The organism is Mycobacterium sp. ITM-2016-00318 (assembly GCF_002968285.2).
GTDB lineage: Bacteria > Actinomycetota > Actinomycetes > Mycobacteriales > Mycobacteriaceae > Mycobacterium.
Genome location: NZ_CP134400.1, coordinates 3,552,026 through 3,570,254, shown reverse-complemented (window position 1 = coordinate 3,570,254; position 18,229 = coordinate 3,552,026). Strand labels below are relative to the sequence as shown.

Below are 18,229 nucleotides of genomic sequence, written 5' to 3'. Positions count from 1 at the left end.
TGTCAATGCAGGGGCAGCCGGGGGTCGACGGCCTGGTCCTCCCAGGTGTCGCGCAACCAAGCGTGCTCGGGGTCGTCGACGATCTTCCAGGCCCGTTCCTCACCCGGGCCTGCCATCACGTTGAGGTAGTACATGTGGTAGCCGGGCGCTGCGACCGACGGCCCGTGATACCCGTGGGGGACAAGCACGACGTCACCGCTGCGCACCTCTTCGAGGACCTCGATAGGCCTGCTCGGTGTGCCGTACACGCGGTGATAGCCGAAGCCGCGGGAATCATCTGGGCCGGAGGCGATCTCGAAGTAGTAGATCTCCTCGAGCGCCGACTCGACGGGCGTGTCCTCGTCGTGCTTGTGGGAGGGATAGCTCGACCAGTTGCCGCCCGGCGTGATCACCTCGCAGGCGATCAGCGAGTCGGCCTCGAAGACGCCCGCGGTGCCGAAGTTGTGCACCTGCCTGCTGCAGTTGCCGGTACCGCGCAACTCGACCGACACATCGGCGGCGGCCACCCTTCGGTTGGGCAGTTGCTTCGTGGCGCAAGCCCCGCAGATCGCGATCCTGCCTTCGCCGCGCAGCGTGTAGCTCCGGCCGGTTCCGATGTAGACCATGTCGGCGGGACCGTCGAAAACCGATGCGCGCGGCGACAGCTCGAACGTCTCGCCGTCGCACTTCACGGCTCCACCGCCCGCCAGCGGCACGATCATCACCTCGATGTCTGTAGTGGCCAGCTCCAGTGCCTGATCCGGCTGTAGTTCGACCACCCACAGGCTTGCCTCTGACCAGCCCGCGGACTCGGGAGTGACGTGGACGGTGTAGGGCAGCGTCGCGCTGTTGGCCGGAATGTAGTACTCGCTGCGCACGCTCACCTCACCATCGAAACGGCCGTCGAGACAGCGGAACTCACATCGTCATCCGCCGGATAAAGAAGCGTGCGGCCCACGATCAGCCCGCGCACCGACGGCAGCGCCAGCGCCTTCTCCCAGCTCGCGAACGCCTCGTTCGGATCGGCTGGGTCACCGCCGAGAAGCAGCGTCGGCAGCGTCGTCGACTCCATGACGCGGTCCATCTCGTCGACGACGGGCAGCTTCATCCAGGTGTACGCCGACGTGGAGCCGAGGCCCTGTCCGATGTGCACGGACTTGATCACCGCATCGGGGCTGAGGTCGTTGCGCACCTTGCCGTTCACCCGCGACGACATGAACGGCTCGACCATCGCGATCAGGCCGTGCGAGGCGAGCTCGTCGATGGCCCGCGCGCACGTCGCCAGCGTCGACACGGTGCCGGGATCGTCGAGATCGATGCGGCACAACATCTTTCCGCCGTTCATCCGGGCCGCCGCGGTTGCCGAGGCGGTGGCCCCCGTCATCCGGTCGTCCAGTTCGAACTGCGCCCCCGCAAGGCCGCCGCGGTTCATCGAGGAGAAGACGACCTTGTCCTCGAGTGCGCCGAGCAGCAGCAGGTCGTCGAGGATGTCGGAGGTCGCGAGGACACCGTCGACCCCCGGGTTGGCCAGCGCCGCCCGAAGCCGGTCGAGCAGGTCGGTGCGGCTGTTCATCGCGGTGGGGCGGTCGCCGACGCCAAGGGCGCCGCGAGCGGGATGGTCGGCGGCGACGATCATCAGCCTGCCGTTGCCGCGGACGGCGGGCCGGATGGCACGGGTCTGCCATGCGCGCTCGACGGCCTGCGGGTCCGACGCACGCACGTCGGTGATCTCGGCGTAGTCGCGGCACATGGCGTCAGACATTGACGGCCTCCACCGCGGTCTGGTCGGCGAGCGCGGCGACCTCTGCCGCCGTCGGCATCGCCGTCGAGCACTCGAGGCGCGACGCGACGATCGCCCCGGCGGCATTGGCGTAGCGCAGGGTCTTCTCCAGCGGCCAGCCGTGCAACAGACCGTGACACAGACTGCCGCCGAAGGCATCTCCGGCGCCGAGGCCGTTGACGACGTCGACATCGTTGGGTGGGACGCTGACATGGGTGTGCCGGGTCTTGCCGAGCACGCCGCGCGGGCCCTGCTTGACGATCGCCAACTGCACGCCCAGGCCGAGAAGGGCCTCCGCCGCGCGCTGCGGGTTGCTCTCGCCGACGGCGATCTCACACTCCTCGCGGTTACCGACGGCGACTGTCACGCGTCGCAGTGCGTTGCGCACCTGCTCGGTGGCCGCTTCGCGGGATTCCCAGAACATGGGCCGGTAGTCGAGGTCGAGGACTGTGTGCGCGGCAGGATCGCGGGCCTCCCATGCAGCGAAATGCGCGCTGCGACTCGGCTCTTCTGACAGCCCGGTGACCGTCGACCAGTAGAGCTTGGCCGACCGGACGGCGTCGAGGTCGAGCTCGTCGGCGCGAATCTGCAGGTCCGGTGCGCTGGGGCGGCGGTAGAAGTAGAGCGGGAAGTTGTCCGGCGGAAAGATCTCGCAGAACGTCACCGGCGTCGGATACTCGTCGTGGGTCGCGACGAAGCGGTTGTCGACGCCGAGACCCGCGAGCTCGTTGCGGACGAATGTGCCGAACGGGTCGTCGCCGACGCCGGAGATCAGCGCCGTCCGGTTTCCGAGCCTGGCCGCCGCCACCGCGACGTTGGCGGCGCTGCCGCCGAGGAACTTGCCGAACGACTCGACGTGCTCGAGGCCGACGCCGATCTGGAGGGGATAGATGTCGACGCCGCTGCGCCCGATGGCGAGCACGTCGTAGGGCTGCATGCTGGTCAAGATCGCTCTCCGGGGCGTTGGTGGTGGCGTCAGTACGACTGTGCCCTGCGACACTCCGGCATGTCAATACTTTGTCCTGACATTCTGACTTTCAATCATGCGGTGCTACTATTCAGCTACCGTTATCTGATCGGACCCGAGATCGGAGACAACGTGCCATTGGCCGTGGAGCTCGACAGGTCAAGCCCTGTCCCCCTCTACTATCAGCTTGCCCAGGCGATCGAGGCCGCGATCCGCGACGGCGACCTGGCACCAGGGGATCGGTTCGAAAATGAACTGGCACTGGCAAAAAGGCTGACGTTGTCGCGGCCGACGACACGTCGCGCCATCCAGGAACTCGTCGACAAAGGACTGCTGGTTCGCAAGCGCGGCGTCGGCACCCAGGTGGTGCAGAACCCCGTACACCGGCGCGTCGAGCTAACGAGCCTGTACGACGATCTGACGCGGGCAGGCCAGGAGCCGACCACGCAGCTACTCGATTACCACGTCGGTCCGCCCGACGAAGAGGTCGCGCGTGAGCTGAGCCTGAAGGACGATCGCGAGGTGGTGTCCATTCACCGGCTGCGCTGTGCCAACGGCGAGCCGCTTGCGGTGATGGTGAACCATTTGCCCGTCGAGATCGCGCCCGATGCCGAGGAGCTGGAGAGCAACGGGCTGTATTCGTCGCTGCGCGCCCGCGGTGTGCACATCCGGCTGGCCCGCCAGCGCATCGGTGCCCGCGGTGCGACCCGGGCGGAGGCCAAACTGCTCGACGAGAAGCCCGGCGCGCCATTGTTGACGATGGCGCGAACGGCGTTCGACGACTCGGGCACTGCCGTCGAGTTCGGCACGCACGGCTATCGCGCATCGCGCTACTACTTCGACACCACACTCGTCGACCGCTGACCTCCGCGCGAGATTGCATTCGCTCAGGCCTTCACTCGCACTTTTGCTGCTGGAATGCCATTTCGCGCGAAGTCAGGCGAAGGCGCGGCGGAAGGCGTCGAGGGCGGCTTCGCTGCCGGCGACACCGCCTGCAGATGCATACGCCTCGAGGCCGACAGTGCCGGTGAACCCGATGTCACGCAGTGCCTTCGCGATAGCGGGGTAGTGGATCTCGCCGGTGCCCGGCTCGCAGCGGCCCGGCACGTCGGCGACCTGAACCTCGCCGATCGCGTCGCCGCAGCGCCGGATCAGCTCGACGAGGTTCCCCTCGCCGATCTGCGCGTGGTACAGGTCGAGCATCATTCGCACGTTCGGATGGCCGACCCCCTCGACGAGCGCAAACGTGTCCTTCGCGCGGGCGAGCGGCACGCCAGGGTGGTCAACGAGCGTGTTCAGGTTCTCCACGCAGAAGGTCACACCCGCCGCGGCGCCGAGGTCGCCGATCCGCTCGAGCGTGCGCTGCGCGGTCAGCCACATCTCGCCGGTTGCGCGGTGCCGCGGCCGGGCCGCTTTGCCGTCGACGAGCTCGGCGGTGTGCAGGTTGAGCCGCGGAACACCCAGCCTCTCAGCCGCTTTGATGCTGAGCTCCGCCGTCCGCACCACCTCTTCGGCGCTTGCGGGATCGATCAGGTCGCCCTGCAGGTAACCGGTCATCGACGAGAACCGCGCGCCCGTGGCAGCCAGCGCGTCGAGGTCCTTGTCGTGCCAGCTCCAGATCTCGACGGCGAAGCCGAGGTCGTCGATGCGGCGCACCCTGTCGATGAGCGGTAAGTCGGTGAATACCATCTCCGAGCAGACCGCCAGAGTCAGGTCAGTCATCGCTTGCCATCCATTGCTCGTCGGGGAGGACCGATGCACCCTAACATTTGATGTGCAGTCCTAATGTCAGGACAAAGTATTGACTTTCGCTTGTGAGCCGTATTACATCAACGATGAGGCGTGTTCCGTTGCACTCATAAGGCGCGCGAAACTGCGATGAGCGCTCGCGCGAAGAGCGGAGGAAATATGAGGTTCAATCGGCTCGCTGCGATCGCCGGGACAAGCGTGCTCGTATGCGGCATCGCGTCATGTTCGTCGACCGGAGGCAAGCCCGAAGAGTCCGGTGGAGGCATGGGCGCGGGCCAAGCGAACACGCCGCGCGTCACGGTCGCGATGATCACCCACGAGGTGCCCGGCGACTCGTTCTGGGATCTTATTCGCAAGGGTGCCCAGGCGGCGGCCGATAAGGACAACATCGAGTTGCGGTACTCCAACGACCCCGAAGCGCCGAACCAAGCGAACCTGGTTCAGACCGCGATTGACAGCGGCGTGAAGGGCATCGCAGTGACGCTCGCCAAGCCCGATGCCATGACTCCCGCGGTGAAGGCCGCGATAGACAAAGACATTCCTGTCGTCGCGTTCAACTCGGGATTCGACGACTGGAAGGCGATGGGCGTTCAGGAGTACTTCGGCCAGGACGAGAAGCTCGCAGGCGTCGCTGCGGGAGAGCGGTTGACCAAGGATGGCGCCAAGAAGATCGTCTGCATCATTCAGGAGCAGGGCCAGGTCGCGCTCGAATCACGCTGCGCCGGCGTGAAAGAAGGCTTCAAGGGCCAGTCCGAGATCTTGAATGTCAACAGTAAGGACATGCCGTCGGTAGAGTCCACGATCACCGCCAAACTCCAGCAAGATCCGTCGGTCGATCATCTCGTCGCGCTCGGTGCACCGATTGCCTTGGCGGCGGTCCAATCGAAGACCAACGCCAATAGCAAGGCGGAGATCGTCACGTTCGACACCAACGCGGCGCTTGTCGGTGCCATCCAGGGCGGCGATGTGAAGTGGGCGGTCGACCAGCAGCCGTTCCTGCAGGGGTACCTGGCCATCGACTCACTATGGCTGTTCATCAACAACAAGAACCTGATCGGCGGCGGACAGGCCACCCTGACGGGCCCGTCGTTCATCGACGAGTCGAACATCGACTCGGTCGCCGAGCTGGCCAAGGCCGGAACCCGTTAAGCCCCGCGCGGGAGAGGATTAAACATGACGACAACTGATCTAAACGTAGCCGGTCACAAGGTTGTCCGCGACGAACGCGTCAAGGAACGAAACCGTTTACAGCGTCTGCTGATTCGTCCGGAGATGGGTGCGGCGATCGGCGCGATCGTGATCTTCGTCTTCTTCCTGGTCGTCGCGCCGCCGTTCCGGTCCGCAGACTCCCTGGCGACGGTGTTGTACGGCAGTTCGGCTATCGGGATCATGGCATGCGCGGTAGCGCTGCTCATGATCGGCGGTGAATTCGACTTGTCCGCCGGTGTGGCGGTGACCACCAGTTCGCTCGCCGCCTCGATGCTGGCGTGGAACTTCCATCTAAATCTTTGGGTGGGAGCAGCTTTGGGATTGCTGCTGTCGTTGGCGATCGGGTTCTTCAACGGCTATCTGGTGATGAAGACGAAGATTCCCAGCTTCCTGATCACATTGGGCACCTTGTTGATGTTGACCGGCGCAAACATCGCGGTGACCAAGCTGATCGCCGGCCAGGTCGCCACGCCGAGCGTGAACGACATGCAGGGCTGGGAGTCGGCGCGCGCGGTGTTCGCGTCCAGCGTGACGATTTTCGGCGTGTCAGTGCGCATCACCGTGTTGTGGTGGCTGTTGTTCACCGCCATCGCAACCTATGTGTTGTTCAAGACAAAGGTCGGCAACTGGATCTTCGCCGTTGGCGGCGACGCGGAAAGCGCCCGCGCGGTCGGTGTTCCCGTGACTGCGGTGAAGATCGGGCTGTTCATGACCGTCGGCTTCGCAGCCTGGTTCCTCGGCATGCATCTGCTGTTCTCGTTCAACACGGTGCAATCCGGTCAGGGTGTCGGCCAGGAGTTCATCTACATCATTGCCGCAGTCATCGGTGGCTGCCTGCTGACGGGCGGCTATGGCACGGCGATCGGCGCGGCCATCGGTGCCTTCATTTTCGGCATGGTGGAGAAGGGCATCGTCTACGCGGGCTGGGAACCGGACTGGTTCAAGGCCTTCATGGGCGCGATGCTGCTGTTCGCCGTGATCGCCAACAACGCATTCCGCAACTACGCCGCGAAGAGGTGACCCATGACCGCAACGGTTGATCGACACGTGGAAGAAGCTCCTTCCGGCGGAAAAGCTCCGTTGGTCGCGCTGAAGAACATCGGCAAGACCTACGGCAATATCACCGCGCTCAAGGGCATCTCGCTGCGTGTCCACGCCGGCGAGGTGACCGCGATCCTCGGTGACAACGGAGCGGGCAAGTCGACGCTGATCAAGATCATCGCCGGCTACCACCCGCAGACCGACGGCGAACTCGTCGTCGACGGCGATTCGATCAAGTTCGCCTCACCGAAGGATGCGTTGGGCAAAGGCATCGCGACGGTGTACCAGAACCTCGCCGTCGTGCCACTGATGCCCGTGTGGCGCAACTTCTTTCTCGGTCAGGAGCTCCGCCGCAGCCGCTTCCCGTGGTCGTTGGACGCCAACGCCATGCGGGCCACCACGCTCTCCGAGCTGTCGAAGATGGGGATCGAACTGCCGGACGTCGACGTGGCGATCGGCTCGCTGTCGGGTGGTCAACGCCAGTGTGTCGCGATCGCGCGGGCGGTGTTCTTCGGTGCGCGCGTCCTGATCCTCGACGAGCCGACCGCCGCACTGGGCGTCAAGCAGTCGGGTGTGGTGCTCAAGTACATCACTGCGGCCAAAGAGGCCGGCTTCGGCGTCGTCTTCATCACGCACAACCCGCACCATGCGCACATGGTCGGCGACCACTTCGTGATCCTCAAACGCGGCCAGCAGAAGCTGGACTGCACCTACGACGAGATCACCCTCGAGCACCTCACGCAGGAGATGGCTGGCGGCGACGAGCTCGAGGCGCTGTCACACGAACTGCGCGCCGCCAAGGGCTAGACCACTCGCGAGCAGACGCAAAAGTACCCGAAATACCTGCAAAAAGGGTACTTTTCCGTCTGCTCGGCAGAAGAGCTAGCGGGGCGTCATTCCGGCGGCGCGGTAGGCGGCGTCCACAAAAGCCATGTTCTGCACCGCGTCGGCGGCGTCGATGGGCAGCGCAGCGCCGTGGAGCACGTGGGCGGCGAACGCCTCCAGCTGGTAGCTGTACGACGTCCTTGTGCCGTGGTGCTCTACCCGCGTGCCCGAAGGGGTCCGTATGGTCAGCCGGTCGTCCTTGTTCGGCTTGATGAAGTCGTGCACCAACAGGTCTCCCTTGGTGCCGACGACGCGCAGCGTGAACGAGTAGTCGGAGGCGGTCATCGTGTTGGCGCTGCGCCCCGTTGCGCCGCCGGGGAAGCCGAGCTCCACATCGCACCACTCGTCGACTCCCGGCGTACGTTCTCCCGCGTGGGCTCGGATGATCGACGGGCGGCCGAGCATGCGCATCACGTGCAGGCCGTAGCAGCCCAGATCCATCAGCGCGCCGCCGGCCATCTCGAACGACCATCGCGGGTCGGAGGCATCGGGTTCGGGCATCGCTATCCGCACCTCGACGTGGTGCATGTCGCCGATCGTGCCGTCGTGTGCGAGCTCGAAGGCTCGGCGCGTCACCGGATGATAGAGATAGTGAAAGCCCTCCACGACCGTGACGCCTGAGGACCGGGCGGCCTCGGCGACGCGCTGAGCCTCGGACCGGTTGCGCGCGAACGGCTTCTCGGTGAGAACGGGCTTGCCCGCTTCGACCGCGGCCAAATTCCATGGCGCGTGCAGCGAATTCGCCAACGGGTTGTAGATCGCGTCGACCTCAGCGTCTGCGATGACGTCGGCGTAGGAACCCAGAACCCGTTCGACGCCGTGCTTTTCGGCGAACACCTCGGCGCGTTTAGGGTCGCGCGCAGCGACGGCGACCAGCCGGTGCCCCAACTGATGCGCTGGACCGACGATGGCGAGGTCGGTGATTCGGGATGCGCCGAGCACCCCGATCCGCAAGCTCATACCGCTACGCCGCGGCAGACATCCCGCATGAACTGCACACTAGCCGCCACGTCGCGAAGCGGGCCCTCGTCGGTCGGCTCGGCGTCGAGGATGGTGTCCTGCTCCATCACGAACCAGCCGTCGAAGCCGTTGCTGCGCAGGGTGGTGACGATGCCCGCGATATCCACGTCGCCGGCTCCCAGCGGCGTGTACATCCCGCGCCGCACCGCCTCGGTGTAGGTGAGCGTTCCTGCCTGCACGTCGGCCGCGAGCTTCGTGTCGACATCTTTGAGGTGAGTGTGGGCGATGCGCTCAGGCACCTGCCGTGCCAGCCGCAGCGGGTCGGTCCCTCCGATCAACAGGTGACCGGTGTCCAGGCACAGTCGAATCGACGACCCGGTCAGCACGCGATCGACCTCGTCTCGGGTCTCGACCATCGTGCCGACGTGCGGATGCAGCACCGCGAGCACGTCGCGGTCGTCCGCAGCGCCTGCGAGCCGGTCCAGATTGGCCAGCAACGTCGCCCATTGGCGGTCATCGAGGGTGGGTCTGGCGTCGTACCCGTCGGCGCCGGTTGCGGCCGCCAACACCAGCACATCCGCCCCGGTCGCCACCAACGCGTCCAATGGTGCGCCGATGTCGGGAACCGGATCGTGATCGGGGTCGTGGAGCACGACGGGGGCGAACTGGCCGACGCTGCGCAAGCCGAAAGACCCGAGCAACTCCGTCAGCTGAGCGGGATCCGACGGCAGGAACCCTTCCGGCCCAAGCTCTGTCGCGGACATTCCGACATCGCGCATCTCGGCGAGCACCTTGTCGGGCGCGAGCTGGTAGCCCCAGCCGGGGACCTCGCACACGCCCCAGGAAATGGGAGCACCGGCGATCTTCATCTACGACCTCACATCGTCGAGTCGTACCGGGGCACCGCGCTTCAACGACTCGGTCGCCGCTTCGGCGAGCCACGCCACCTCAACCGCGTCCTCGACGGTGCAGGCCGGAGCGGCATTGCCCTTGGCGACGTCGACGAACGAAGCGAGTTCCGCACGGAACGCCTCGGTGAACCGGTCCATGAAGAAGTGGTGTGCCGGGCCTTCGGGGAAGTCGTTGACCGGGTCGACGTTTCGCACCGGCGCGCCCTTATCCCAACCGGCCACCACGGTGTCGTCGAAGCCGTGCACCTCGAGCCGGCAGTCATACCCGTGGCCGTTGTAACGGGCCGCCGAGACCACCCCGAGCGTGCCGGATTCGAAACGCACCACCACCGCGGCGGTGTCGACATCACCGAATTCGCTGAACATTGGATCGCCCTGCACGCTGCCGGTGGCATACACGTCGACGGCCTGCTGCCCGGTGATCCACCGCAGGATGTCGAAATCGTGCACCGCGCAGTCGCGGAAGATGCCGCCCGAGCCTGCGATGTACTCCATCGGCGGCGGGGCGGGGTCCATCGTCGTGCTGCGGACCGTGTGAATGTGGCCGAGCGAACCGTCGTCGACGGCACGCTTGGCCGCGGCGAACGCGGCGTCGAAGCGGCGCTGATAGCCGACCTGAACCGGCACACCGGAGCGCGAGATGATGTCGGCGACCCTGGCGGCCTCCACCGCTGTCGAGGCGATCGGCTTCTCGCAGAACGTCGGTATCCCGCGCTCGACGGCCGCCAGCGTCAGCTCGGCGTGCGCGGGCGTCGCCGCGGCGACGACCACCCCGTCGATACCCGACGACAGCAGCTGGTCAACCGAATCCGCCGGCTTTGCATTGTGTTTGGCGGCGACAGCGGCGACGAGTTCGGGCCGCTCGTCGGTGATCACCAGATTGTCGACGCTGTCCAGTCCGCTGAGGGTGTCGGTGTGGAAGGCGCCGATGCGGCCCAGTCCGATCACGCCGATGGTTGTCATGGGATTCTCCGATCGTTCTGGTCGCGCAGCGCGACCTCGAGTTGTTCCGGCGTGGAGTCGTTCGCGAGCGCAGCCAGCACGGTGTCGACCTGCGACGGCGGGGCGAGGCTGCCGATCGGCTGGTCGACGTCCAGATTGGTGGGGAACGCATACCCTTCCGCGGTCGCGACGATGGCGTTGAGCAGATCGTGATGCGATCGGCCCGCGGCCTTCATCTCGAGCAGCGCCGGATAGATGGCGTGCACCATCGCGGTCCGGTCGAGCGCCTCCATCGCGCGACCGAACGGCGAAGAGATCTGCAGCAGGTTCGCCATCCGTTGGATGTCATTCGAGAAGTTGGTTCCCGCACCGTGATACAGGGCAGGGTTGAAGAACACCGCGTCGCCGCTGTGGAGGGGCACCTGCACATGGTGTTCGGCGAAGAACTCAACGAACTCCTGGCGGTTGAACGCGATGTAGCCGCCGAGGAACTGCTGCGAGTAGGGCAGCAGCATCGTCGGCCCGCTCTCGATCGGCATATCGCAATGGGCGACCGCGCCCTGCAGGGTGAGCACGGGGGAGGTGCGGTGCAGATGCGCCGGATACGCCGCCAGATCCTCGGGTGCGACGAAGCCGAGGTGGTAGTCGCGGTGTGGAACCTGTTGCCTGCCCCCGGGATTGACGACGTTGACCTGCGAGGTGACCTGGTAGCGGGGTCCGAGCCAGGCCTGCGATATCACGGCGAGCATGTCGTTGGCGTAGTACTCGGTGAACACGTCGGGGGAGTGCAGCGCGAGTTTCTGCGCGGCGTTCCAGATGCGGTCGTTGGCTCCGGGCATTCCGAAGTGGTCGCCTGCCGCGGCGCCCGCCGCGCGCTGTTGGGAGATGATGGCGAAGAACGCGGCACTGGCGCGGTCGACGACGTCAGCGGGGAACGCCTTTTCGAACACGACCACGCCAGGACCGTCGGTCAGCGCCCGGATCAACTCCGCCTGCAACGCACGCCGGTCGGCCGGTTCGGCGGCCGGATAGACGAGGACGTTGTCGCGGATGGCGACGGCGTGCGGATAGGCGGCCAGATCGGTTGTGCGCGCCACCTGAGCGCTAAACGCGTCGAGGTCACACGCGGCATCGTCGATCCACGGCGGGTATGCAGTGGTCAGCGGTGTTGCCATGGCAGCTAGTCTGATAGTCGCCAGCACCGCAATCAACACCAGAAACCCATCAAAAAAGCCTCATACAACCACGCCCAAACCGACACTTGGGCGGGAAAGTTCGAGCAGAGCCCACCATCTCGTCGATTTCGACGGCGAAACGAGGAGTAGCCGTGCCGCACCGCTACAAGGTCCGCGAAATCGCCCAGCAGTCCGGCCTGAGCGAGGCCACCGTCGACCGAGTGCTCAACGAGCGGCCCGGCGTACGGGAGACCACCCGCGCCGAGGTCATGCAGGCGATCTCCGATCTGGACAAACAGCGTGCCCAGCTGCGGCTGAACGGCCGCCGCTACCTCATCGACGTCGTGATGCAGACACCGCAGCGGTTCTCGGACTCCTTCCGGGCCGCCGTGGAAGCCGAACTGCCCGCATTCGCCCCGGCGATGCTGCGGGCGCGGTTCCACCTGTGGGAGACCGGCTCCACCGCCCACATGGTCGATGCGCTCGCACGGCTGCGCGGCAGCCACGGCGTGATCCTCAAGGCGCAGGACGAACCCGAGGTCGCCGAGGCCATCGACCGGCTCGTCGGCAGCGGCGTCCCGGTGGTGACGTATGCGACCGATGTGCCGGCAAGTGCCAGATGCTCATATGTCGGCATCGACAACCACGGCGCGGGCGTGACAGCCGCCTACCTGATGGGGCAGTGGCTGGGTTCGTCGCCGTCAGACGTGTTGATCACCCTGAGCCGCAACGCATTTCGTGGCGAAGGTGAGCGCGAGGTCGGCTTCCGGGCCGCACTGCGCGGTAGCGGGCGGCACATCGTCGAGGTGAGCGGCAGCGATGGCATAGACGCGACGAACGAGCGACTGGTGCTCGAGGCGCTGCAGCGCAATCCGGCGGTGCAGGCGGTGTACTCCGTCGGTGGTGGCAACGCGGCGACCGTCGCCGCGTTCGAGCGGCTGGGCCGCGACTGCCGTGTCTTCATCGCACACGATCTCGACGTCGACAACCGGGCCCTGCTGCGCGACGGCAGGATCTCGGTGGTCCTGCACAACGACCTGCGTGCCGATGCGCGCTTGGCGATGCGGTTGATACTGCAGGAACGCAAAGCGTTGCCCGCCGAGCCCGCGCGGCCGGCACCGATCCAGATCGTGACCCCCTTCAACGTGCCCTCCTGACTGCAAGAGTCGCTGATTCACGAGTCGGCCGACTACTATTTCGCCGCACACGACGACGAGCGGCCGTCGTGTCTGACCAGAAGTTCGTGAAGGTGTGAGAATGCACGGCCATCTCATCGCCGGGGTGACCGTCATGGGCAACCTCGCGATTGACATCATCGACGGGGCCCCGCCGAGTCCTGGCGGCTGCGCGTCATTCGCAGGCGTCGCGCTGGCCGCGGTCGATGTGCCCGGCCGGCTGGTGGCGATGGGCGCGGAACGTGACCACGCGCTGTTCGACGACCTCGCCGCACGCCTCGGCCCGACACTGCGCATCCTGCCGTCCGACCGCACGAGCTCCTTCCGGTTGGACTACGTGGACGTCGACCACCGCAGAATGTCAGTCGACGCCGTCGGCCCGGTGTGGAACTCCGACGCGATCGAGGCCGCTAGCCCCGACACGACATGGCTACATCTTGCGCCGCTACTACGCACCGACTTCCCTGCGCAGACGCTCGCCCTCCTTCACTCCCGCGGTCATCGCATCGTCTACGACGGTCAGGGCCTCGTGCGCGCCGACCGGGTGGGCCCGATGGTGGTCGACCGGCACTTCTCGCCCGAACTGCTCCGCCACATAAGTGTGCTCAAGCTCGCTGAGGACGAGGCGGTCATCGTCGCCGACGGGCCGTTCGACGAATCGACGGCGGCGCGGCTGGGGGTGCCGGAAGTCTTGGTGACCTTCGGGTCGGAGGGGTGCGACGTCTACACCGACGACACCGTCGTCCGTGTTCCGGCGGCGTGGCGGGTCGAGGGCGTGCAGACCACCGGCGCGGGTGACATGTTCACTGCCTGTTATACGGCGCACCGGTCGGCAGGCGCGGACAGTCGCCGCGCAGTCGAACTCGCCAGTGAACTCGTCGCCCGTGAGCTCGAGCAGCGGCTGCGCAGCGACGAGGGGCGCTCGGCGCACTTTCCGGTCAAGCGGTAGTGCTAGCGGACAGCTACCGATCGGTAACAATTTCCTTAAAATAGTTGTGTCGCAGTGACGTGACGAACGACACACTTTTGTCTCATCGGGTTTCTGCACACGCCGCTGACCAGTCACTTCCGGCGCTCGCGACCTGCAGGTCACCGGCGCGTCCGGTAAAGGGCCGCCTAAGAGAAGTGGTTTAATCGGTACTGAGAGTGACACCAAATTTCGATGGACGTTCAACTCGATGGCGCGATGACCCGCGACCGACGGATCCGTCCGAAGAGCAGCACGGAAGGCAGGGGTTGTGAGCCCGAACGGCAACGCGGCCGGTCCTGGCACAAACGAAGGCGCCGGCTCCGCGAGCTCGGCGTCGCAACGTCAAAAGCTCGAGAAGGTCGTCATCCGATTCGCCGGCGACTCCGGCGACGGCATGCAACTCACCGGCGACCGGTTCACCACCGAGGCCGCACTGTTCGGCAATGACCTTGCGACGCAACCCAACTACCCCGCCGAGATTCGTGCACCGGCAGGCACTCTGCCCGGCGTCTCGTCGTTTCAGATTCAGATCGCCGACTATGACATCCTCACCGCCGGCGATCGCCCCGACGTTCTCGTCGCGATGAACCCGGCGGCGCTGAAGGCCAACATCTCGGACGTCCCGCGCGGCGGGCTGGTGATCGCCAACTCCGACGAGTTCAGCAAGCGCAACCTCGCGAAGGTCGGCTACGAGTCCAATCCGCTGGAGAGCGACGAGCTGTCCGACTACGTGGTGCAGCCCGTCGCGATGACCACACTGACGCTCGGCGCTGTCGAGTCCATCGGTGCCACCAAAAAGGACGGCCAGCGCGCCAAGAACATGTTCGCGCTCGGCCTGCTGTCGTGGATGTACGGCCGCGAACTCGAGCACAGCGAGGCGTTCATTCGCGAAAAGTTCGCCCGCAAGCCCGATATCGCCGAGGCCAACGTGCTGGCGCTGAAGGCCGGCTGGAACTACGGCGAGACCACCGAGGCGTTTGCGAGCACCTACGAGGTGGCGCCCGCGAAGCTGAAGTCAGGCGAATACCGCCAGGTCTCGGGTAACACCGCCCTGGCGTACGGGCTAGTCACCGCCGGTCAGTTGGCCGACGTCCAGCTGGTGCTCGGCACCTACCCGATCACGCCCGCTTCCGACATCCTTCACGAGCTGTCCAAGCACAAGAACTTCAACGTCCTCACTTTCCAGGCCGAGGATGAGATCGCCGGTATCGGGGCGGCGATCGGCGCGTCCTACGGCGGCGCGCTCGGCGTCACCAGCACGTCGGGCCCCGGCATCTCGCTGAAGTCGGAGGCGATCGGCCTGGCTGTGATGACCGAGCTGCCGTTGGTCGTCGTCGACGTCCAACGCGGCGGTCCGTCGACCGGACTGCCCACCAAGACCGAGCAGGCCGACCTGCTGCAGGCGATGTTCGGCCGCAACGGCGAGTCGCCCGTCGCGATCATCGCGCCGCGCTCGCCGTCGGACTGCTTCGATGTCGCCGTCGAGGCGGCCCGCATCGCGATCAGCTACCACACGCCGGTGATGATCCTGTCCGACGGCGCGATCGCCAACGGCTCTGAGCCGTGGCAGATTCCGGATGTCAGCACGTACGCGCCGATCGCGCACACGTTCGCCAAGACCGATGAGCCTTTCCAGCCGTACGCCCGCGATCCGGAGACGCTGGCGCGCCAGTTCGCCGTTCCCGGTACTCCGGGTCTGGAGCACCGCATCGGTGGTCTTGAAGCGGCCAACGGCTCGGGCAACATCTCCTATGAGCCCAAGAACCACGACCTGATGGTGCGGCTGCGGCAAGCCAAGATCGACGGCATCGCCGTTCCGGATCTCGAGGTCGACGACCCGAGCGGCGACGCGGAGCTGCTGATGCTCGGCTGGGGTAGCTCGTACGGGCCGATCGGCGAGGCGTGCAGGCGAGCGCGGCGCAAGGGCGTCAAGGTCGCCCACGCCCAGCTGCGCAACCTCAATCCGTTCCCGGCCAACCTCGGCGAGGTGCTTCGGCGCTATCCCAAGGTGGTGCTGCCGGAGATGAACCTCGGCCAGCTGGCGCTGCTGCTGCGCGGCAAATTCCTCGTCGACGTGCAGTCGGTGACCAAGGTCGAAGGCATGGCCTTCCTTGCGGACGAGGTCGAATCCATCATCGATTCGGCCCTCGATGGAACGTTGAATGAGAAGGAAAGCGACAAGGCCCAGTTCGCGCGGTTGGCGGCGGCCACCGTGGAACCTGGCGTGGGAGCAGACGCATGACTGACCTGATCGGAACCGACCTCGGCCTGACCCTTGGCACCTCGGGTGTGCCGACGACCGACGAGCCGCAGAAGGGCAAGGACTTCACCAGCGACCAGGAGGTCCGCTGGTGCCCCGGGTGCGGCGATTACGTCATCCTCAACACGATCCGCAACTTCCTGCCGGAGCTGGGGTTGCGCCGGGAGAACATCGCGTTCGTCAGCGGTATCGGCTGCTCGAGCCGCTTCCCGTACTACCTGGAGACCTACGGCTTCCACTCGATCCACGGCCGCGCCCCGACAATTGCCACCGGTCTCGCGCTGGCCCGGCCCAATCTGTCGGTATGGGTCGTCACCGGTGACGGCGACGCGCTGTCCATTGGCGGCAACCACCTGATCCACGCGCTGCGCCGCAACGTGAACCTGACGATCCTGCTCTTCAACAACCGGATCTATGGTCTGACCAAGGGCCAGTACTCGCCGACCTCCGAAACGGGGAAGATCACCAAGTCCACGCCGATGGGCTCGCTGGACTACCCGTTCAACCCGGTGTCGCTGGCGCTGGGCGCCGAGGCCACCTTCGTGGGCCGCGCGCTGGACTCCGACCGCAAGGGTCTGTCCGAGGTGCTGCGTGCCGCGGCCGCCCACCGCGGCGCCGCTTTGGTGGAGATCCTGCAGGACTGCCCGATCTTCAACGACGGCTCGTTCGACGCTCTCCGCAAGGAAGGCGCAGAGGAGCGGTTGATCAACCTCAGCCATGGGGAGCCGATCACGTTCGGCGCCGACGGCGGGTACTGCGTGGTCAAGTCCGGCTACGGGCTCGAGGTGGCCAAGACGGTTGACGTCTCGGCCGACGAGATCGTCGTCCACAACGCACAGGTCGAGGATCCGGCCTATGCGTTCGCGCTCTCGCGGCTCTCCAAGCAGAACCTCGAGCACATGGTGACCGGGATCTTCCGCCAGGTGAGCAAGCCGACCTACGACGACGCCGCGCGTGCGCAGGTCGCTGCCGCCCGCGACGCCAGGCCGCACGACACGACCGCCCTGCAGTCCCTGCTCCGCGGTAAAGACACCTGGACCGTCGACTAGCCTCTCAACACGTGACATCGCCTGTGCCGCTTGCTGCTGTCGTACTCGCGGGCGGTGCGTCGCGCCGGATGGGTCGTGACAAAGCCACCATGCCGTTCGACGGCTCGACCATGGTGGAACGGGTCGTTTCCGCGTTGAGCGCCAGATGCGCGCCGGTGTTCGTGATCGCCGCGCCGGGCCAGCCGCTGCCTGAGCTGCAGGCTGAGGTACTGCGCGACGAGGTACGCGGAGTCGGGCCACTTCTCGCGACGGAGCGCGGGCTGCGGGCGGCTGCCGATGCGGGTTGCGAGCTCGCATTCGTCTGTGCGGTCGACATGCCGCACATGACCACTGAGCTGATCGACGAACTCGCCGAGCACAGCGCGCGGCTGGGGGTCGACGTGGTGCTGCCGTGGGACGGCCGCGATCACTACCTGGCAGGCGTCTATCGCACCGACCTGGCTGACCGCGCCGCCGCGCTGGTCGCGCAGGGGGAGCGGAGCATGCGTGCGCTGGTGGAGTCGGTCGACACGCAGCGCATCGTGATGGCCACGCAGAAGGCGCTGACGAACGTCAACACCGCTGCCGACGTGTCTTAGCGCCCTGCGCGGTTATTACCTCAAGTAATTTGTCTAGCAAACTTCCGATTTTTAGTTAGCTGTGCTTACGGTCTCGCCCAGCGCCATTCTTCGCCCAACCCATCGCAATCACACCGCGATAGCACCGAGATACGGCGGAATCTCGGTCGACCTCGATACCCGACCGAGATATCGCCTATCCGTTGAGGTTTCGGACTCTGTGGGCGTCAGATCTCCTGTCGGCCGTGGATGGACCGCAGCGCGGCTTGGCGATGGCCGATCGTCAACGGCCCAACGGTGCCCGTCCCGGATGAGACTCTTTGGTCTGACGGTGTCGTCTGTGTAGGCGGTCGTCAACCTCTACGGCCGTTCGGTGGTTAGTCGGCGAAAGCCGTTCACGCATAGGAACGCTCGTTTTCAGAGACCTTATACCGATCCGTCAAGACTCTGATTCGAGTTCCGGGCAGGATCCAATGATCCCTCCGGAACATGTTGCCGCATAGCGGATGTCGGGACAGCTGTGAAAAGTAATAGTGGCGAACTGATTTGGATGATTGGACTGAAACAGTTAGTGGGACGGCCGATCTGAGGCGCACCAGCCGAGATGGTTGAAGTATCAA

17 protein-coding genes are annotated in these 18,229 nt (G+C 65.7%); 9 read left to right on the top strand and 8 right to left on the bottom strand.

What is annotated here, in order from left to right; translation table 11 throughout:
* Positions 1-2 precede the first annotated feature (2 nt).
* The 3 genes from iolB to iolC are packed head-to-tail and all read right to left on the bottom strand — an operon-like array spanning position 3 to position 2,696.
* On the bottom strand, positions 3-857 hold the full coding sequence (gene iolB, locus C6A82_RS17435; RefSeq protein WP_105343415.1) for a 5-deoxy-glucuronate isomerase: 855 nt from the start codon (positions 855-857) through the stop codon (positions 3-5).
* A gap of 2 nt (positions 858-859) precedes the next feature.
* Positions 860-1,741, bottom strand: a complete 882-nt coding sequence (locus C6A82_RS17430; protein WP_311101396.1) for an aldolase — start codon at positions 1,739-1,741, stop codon at positions 860-862.
* Positions 1,734-2,696, bottom strand: coding sequence for a 5-dehydro-2-deoxygluconokinase (gene iolC, locus C6A82_RS17425; RefSeq protein ID WP_105343920.1), 963 nt, complete (start codon positions 2,694-2,696; stop codon positions 1,734-1,736). The genes C6A82_RS17430 and iolC overlap by 8 nt, the downstream gene beginning before the upstream one ends.
* A 162-nt stretch (positions 2,697-2,858) precedes the next feature.
* Between iolC and C6A82_RS17420 the strand changes: the two genes are divergently transcribed.
* On the top strand, positions 2,859-3,590 hold the full coding sequence (locus C6A82_RS17420; protein WP_105343943.1) for a GntR family transcriptional regulator: 732 nt from the start codon (positions 2,859-2,861) through the stop codon (positions 3,588-3,590).
* 72 nt (positions 3,591-3,662) lie between these two features.
* On the opposite strand, the gene C6A82_RS17415 is transcribed toward C6A82_RS17420, so the two are convergent.
* Complete coding sequence (locus C6A82_RS17415; protein ID WP_105343922.1) at positions 3,663-4,448, bottom strand: TIM barrel protein; 786 nt, start codon at positions 4,446-4,448, stop codon at positions 3,663-3,665.
* A gap of 186 nt (positions 4,449-4,634) precedes the next feature.
* On the opposite strand from C6A82_RS17415, the gene C6A82_RS17410 reads away from it, so the two are divergent.
* The 3 genes from C6A82_RS17410 to C6A82_RS17400 are packed head-to-tail and all read left to right on the top strand — an operon-like array spanning position 4,635 to position 7,532.
* Positions 4,635-5,624, top strand: a complete 990-nt coding sequence (locus tag C6A82_RS17410; protein ID WP_105343924.1) for a substrate-binding domain-containing protein — start codon at positions 4,635-4,637, stop codon at positions 5,622-5,624.
* A 24-nt stretch (positions 5,625-5,648) separates the two neighbouring features.
* Entirely contained in the window at positions 5,649-6,704 is a 1,056-nt protein-coding gene (locus C6A82_RS17405) for an ABC transporter permease (protein ID WP_105343925.1), read from the top strand.
* Between the two features lie 3 nt (positions 6,705-6,707).
* Positions 6,708-7,532 carry an ATP-binding cassette domain-containing protein gene (locus C6A82_RS17400; protein WP_105343927.1) on the top strand — a complete coding sequence of 275 codons (825 nt, stop codon included), beginning with the start codon at positions 6,708-6,710 and terminating at the stop codon, positions 7,530-7,532.
* A 75-nt stretch (positions 7,533-7,607) separates the two neighbouring features.
* Here C6A82_RS17400 and C6A82_RS17395 read toward each other — a convergent pair whose 3' ends face one another.
* Genes C6A82_RS17395 through C6A82_RS17380 form a run of 4 tightly spaced genes read right to left on the bottom strand, consistent with a single transcriptional unit; the run spans position 7,608 to position 11,598 of the window.
* Positions 7,608-8,570 carry a Gfo/Idh/MocA family protein gene (locus C6A82_RS17395; protein ID WP_105343929.1) on the bottom strand — a complete coding sequence of 321 codons (963 nt, stop codon included), beginning with the start codon at positions 8,568-8,570 and terminating at the stop codon, positions 7,608-7,610.
* The gene (locus C6A82_RS17390; RefSeq protein ID WP_105343930.1) at positions 8,567-9,439 is read right to left on the bottom strand and encodes a sugar phosphate isomerase/epimerase; all 873 of its coding nucleotides are present in this window, start codon (positions 9,437-9,439) and stop codon (positions 8,567-8,569) included. The genes C6A82_RS17395 and C6A82_RS17390 overlap by 4 nt, the downstream gene beginning before the upstream one ends.
* Positions 9,440-10,444, bottom strand: coding sequence for a Gfo/Idh/MocA family oxidoreductase (locus C6A82_RS17385; RefSeq protein ID WP_105343933.1), 1,005 nt, complete (start codon positions 10,442-10,444; stop codon positions 9,440-9,442).
* Positions 10,441-11,598: a phytanoyl-CoA dioxygenase family protein gene (locus C6A82_RS17380; protein WP_105343936.1), complete on the bottom strand. Its 1,158-nt coding sequence runs from the start codon at positions 11,596-11,598 to the stop codon at positions 10,441-10,443. The genes C6A82_RS17385 and C6A82_RS17380 overlap by 4 nt, the downstream gene beginning before the upstream one ends.
* A gap of 152 nt (positions 11,599-11,750) precedes the next feature.
* Here C6A82_RS17380 and C6A82_RS17375 point away from each other — a divergent pair, with 152 nt between their 5' ends.
* The 5 genes from C6A82_RS17375 (at position 11,751) to mobA (ending at position 17,630) form a co-directional block, all read left to right on the top strand.
* Positions 11,751-12,755 carry a LacI family DNA-binding transcriptional regulator gene (locus C6A82_RS17375; RefSeq protein ID WP_105343938.1) on the top strand — a complete coding sequence of 335 codons (1,005 nt, stop codon included), beginning with the start codon at positions 11,751-11,753 and terminating at the stop codon, positions 12,753-12,755.
* 100 nt (positions 12,756-12,855) lie between these two features.
* On the top strand, positions 12,856-13,722 hold the full coding sequence (locus C6A82_RS17370) for a carbohydrate kinase family protein (RefSeq protein WP_233216859.1): 867 nt from the start codon (positions 12,856-12,858) through the stop codon (positions 13,720-13,722).
* Positions 13,723-14,011: 289 nt separating this feature from the next.
* Positions 14,012-15,985 carry a 2-oxoacid:acceptor oxidoreductase subunit alpha gene (locus C6A82_RS17365; RefSeq protein WP_105341385.1) on the top strand — a complete coding sequence of 658 codons (1,974 nt, stop codon included), beginning with the start codon at positions 14,012-14,014 and terminating at the stop codon, positions 15,983-15,985.
* Positions 15,982-17,052, top strand: coding sequence for a 2-oxoacid:ferredoxin oxidoreductase subunit beta (locus tag C6A82_RS17360; protein ID WP_311101395.1), 1,071 nt, complete (start codon positions 15,982-15,984; stop codon positions 17,050-17,052). Before C6A82_RS17365 ends, C6A82_RS17360 begins: the two co-directional genes overlap by 4 nt.
* Positions 17,053-17,063: 11 nt before the next feature.
* A complete protein-coding gene (mobA, locus tag C6A82_RS17355; protein WP_105349246.1) occupies positions 17,064-17,630 on the top strand; it encodes a molybdenum cofactor guanylyltransferase in 567 nt (188 codons plus the stop codon).
* Positions 17,631-18,229 lie beyond the last annotated feature (599 nt).

Bases quoted from the DNA above. Each gene is read 5' to 3' on its own strand.
- iolC (WP_105343920.1), bottom strand. From the start codon at position 2,696: ATGCAGCCCTACGACGTGCTCGCCATCGGGCGCAGCGGCGTCGACATC.
- C6A82_RS17390 (WP_105343930.1), bottom strand. From the start codon at position 9,439: ATGAAGATCGCCGGTGCTCCCATTTCCTGGGGCGTGTGCGAGGTCCCC.
- C6A82_RS17395 (WP_105343929.1), bottom strand. From the start codon at position 8,570: ATGAGCTTGCGGATCGGGGTGCTCGGCGCATCCCGAATCACCGACCTC.
- C6A82_RS17415 (WP_105343922.1), bottom strand. From the start codon at position 4,448: ATGACTGACCTGACTCTGGCGGTCTGCTCGGAGATGGTATTCACCGAC.
- C6A82_RS17410 (WP_105343924.1), top strand. From the start codon at position 4,635: ATGAGGTTCAATCGGCTCGCTGCGATCGCCGGGACAAGCGTGCTCGTA.
- C6A82_RS17370 (WP_233216859.1), top strand. From the start codon at position 12,856: ATGCACGGCCATCTCATCGCCGGGGTGACCGTCATGGGCAACCTCGCG.
- C6A82_RS17405 (WP_105343925.1), top strand. From the start codon at position 5,649: ATGACGACAACTGATCTAAACGTAGCCGGTCACAAGGTTGTCCGCGAC.
- C6A82_RS17360 (WP_311101395.1), top strand. From the start codon at position 15,982: ATGACTGACCTGATCGGAACCGACCTCGGCCTGACCCTTGGCACCTCG.
- C6A82_RS17430 (WP_311101396.1), bottom strand. From the start codon at position 1,741: ATGTCTGACGCCATGTGCCGCGACTACGCCGAGATCACCGACGTGCGT.
- C6A82_RS17385 (WP_105343933.1), bottom strand. From the start codon at position 10,444: ATGACAACCATCGGCGTGATCGGACTGGGCCGCATCGGCGCCTTCCAC.
- C6A82_RS17380 (WP_105343936.1), bottom strand. From the start codon at position 11,598: ATGGCAACACCGCTGACCACTGCATACCCGCCGTGGATCGACGATGCC.
- C6A82_RS17400 (WP_105343927.1), top strand. From the start codon at position 6,708: ATGACCGCAACGGTTGATCGACACGTGGAAGAAGCTCCTTCCGGCGGA.